General features: G+C 29.6%; 3 protein-coding genes. All 3 read right to left on the reverse strand.

Translation table 11 applies throughout. The features are described 5' to 3' along the window. Positions 1–218 precede the first annotated feature (218 nt). Positions 219–608 carry a helix-turn-helix domain-containing protein gene (locus EC396_RS11995; protein WP_129366715.1) on the reverse strand — a complete coding sequence of 130 codons (390 nt, stop codon included), beginning with the start codon at positions 606–608 and terminating at the stop codon, positions 219–221. A gap of 238 nt (positions 609–846) precedes the next feature. Continuing rightward, on the reverse strand, positions 847–1,644 hold the full coding sequence (locus EC396_RS12000; RefSeq protein WP_129366923.1) for a hypothetical protein: 798 nt from the start codon (positions 1,642–1,644) through the stop codon (positions 847–849). Positions 1,645–1,794: 150 nt separating this feature from the next. Continuing rightward, positions 1,795–2,333 (reverse strand): IS3 family transposase (locus EC396_RS12005; RefSeq protein WP_129366924.1); only part of this gene is annotated, 539 nt, incomplete at its 5' end.

The following is a 2,333-nucleotide window of genomic DNA, read 5'->3' on the forward strand; positions in this document are numbered from 1 at the left end:
TCTTAAGAACCGATAGAACTTGTCGCGTCCAATACTAATATTAAGGTTTTTCATTTGAGATTTAAGTGCAGAATGAAGCTTCAGCCCACCAGTTTGTTGACTGACTTTATTGCGATATTGTTTGACCAACAGAATTAATTGTTGTTCATTATTTTCTTTGATTTGTTGAGATTTTAAGCGCTTATAGAAGGCTTGTTTGCTAATCCCAAAACACTCGATTAACCATTTTCTTTTAAACGGTTTTGTTTCTTTTTTTGAATCTCGTCGGCTAATGTTTTGGGCAATGACTTTTTTGCTAAATCCACACCAGTAATAAGTTCCATATCCGCAATTATGTCTTGCTGGAAGTCTTTTACAAACTCCAATTCTTCAATTCTTTGCTTTAATTTTTTGATTTCGTCTTTTTTGCTCATTCCTAATTTCTTTTGCTCTAAAGTACTATATTTTTTTAACCAATAGTCAATAGAAGATCTTGAAATATTGTATTTTTTAGCAGCATAATTAATTGAAATACGACCATTTTGAATTTGGTCAATAACGAGTAATTTTAAATCAAAACCCACTTTTTCATAGGATTTTTTTCGGCAGGGTACTTTTTGTTCTTTCATACTTTCGTTGTTTAAGTTGTCTAATTTTTAGTCAACCTATTTCAGGAAAGTACAATTTTTTTAATTGCATACAACGGGCTTTTATAAGATTTGTGCGACTGGAAAATCGGAGATTTTTCGGACGTAGTAAATCGTTTGTTGAATGTTTGTCAGTTCGTTATTTAGTTTAAATGTAAGCATAAATTTTATGAGTTGTTGCTATTAGTTGTTTGGTTTGTGTTCATTATTTTCCTATTCGTTAAACATCCTCTAAAGGAAATTTATCGTGATATTTAATAACCTCATATGCAATTATTTTCCCATCGGATGTTTTAATTTTCACATCAACTTGAAATGCAAAATTATTAGGATTATAATCTCCCTTTAAAATTTTTCTTTTTAGTTTTTTATCAGCGAAAACAACATTTAAAGGCTTTCCCTTAACAGCATCATCAATAATTACTTTGTTTCCACTAACTCCATCAATTTTATTTCTCGTTTGATAGAAAACCATAATTGCATTTTCAATTAAATCTCCTGTTTTAGGTTCTAATTTTTCTTTTATTTCTTGTTTTAATAAATTTTGCAATGCATTAGCATCTCTAGAATCTAAATAAATATGCTGATGAAAATCTCCATCTATTTTTACACTCATATTTAATTGAGAACCATTATCCTTTGCAATAGGACTCACTATTTGACTCAAATCTTTACAATCTTGTATCGTAAGTTCAGGTTTTTCCCCATCTCCTTTAATGAAATATTTGACAGCTTTACCAAAATAATCTGCAAATCCAACAATAGTGTTTACATTTTCAACAAACGGGATTACACCAATTGAAGCATATTCCATTAAATCTAAAATAACACTTCCAGATTTGATTTCCTTTATGTATAATTTTGCGTGTCTTTCATCTTCAGTAAATCCATTATTTTCTGAATAAGAATTATACTGATTAGATAAAGATGTAAGCGATTTTGTTAACTCTATAAGCTCTAAAGGTTCTTTGTTTTTTATCTCAACTCGAAGGCTAATATTTTTCGATTCAGCTATCATTTTTAGTTGTAGTTTTTCATTTTGTAGCAATTATTTTTTTAATTGTATTATACTGAAATAGGTTGACCATTTTTTTGGTTACTTTAACCGTTCAAAATATTTTTTTTAGCCGTTTAGAAGGCAAAAAAATAATTTGAACTAGGTCAGTTCTTAAATTTTAAGTTCGAGTAAATTTACATGTTTTTTTCGATACGATTTATATTTGATGTTAGGATTGTTATGAACCTCAAAAGGCTTCCTTAAATCCAGGCTAAAATGCGGTCTAAGGTTGTTGTAAATATGTACTGCATTTTTGACAATTTTCTTAGCGAATGTTGTGTTTTTGATTACTTTTTTAAGTCCATATTCATATTTCAGGGTTCTATTAATTCTTTCAGCAACAGCGTTTTCATATGGATCGTATTGTTCAGTCATACTCATAGTTAAGCCATTATTTTCAGCGAAATTTGTATATTCAGGGTTGCAATATTGAAAACCTCTATCTGAGTGATGTATTATCTTTTCAGTAGGGTATTTACGGTTCTTAACAGCCATTTTAAGCGCATCTAAACATAATGATACTTTCATATGAGAAGCTAGTTTATAGCCCATAATTTGCTTTGAATAAGCATCTGTGACTAAAGCTAAGTAATTATGCCCATTTTGAGTTTTAATGTAGGTAATATCACTTACCCAAAGTTGTTCCGGTC

It is taken from the genome of Lutibacter sp. HS1-25, from assembly GCF_004121075.1.
GTDB lineage: Bacteria > Bacteroidota > Bacteroidia > Flavobacteriales > Flavobacteriaceae > Lutibacter.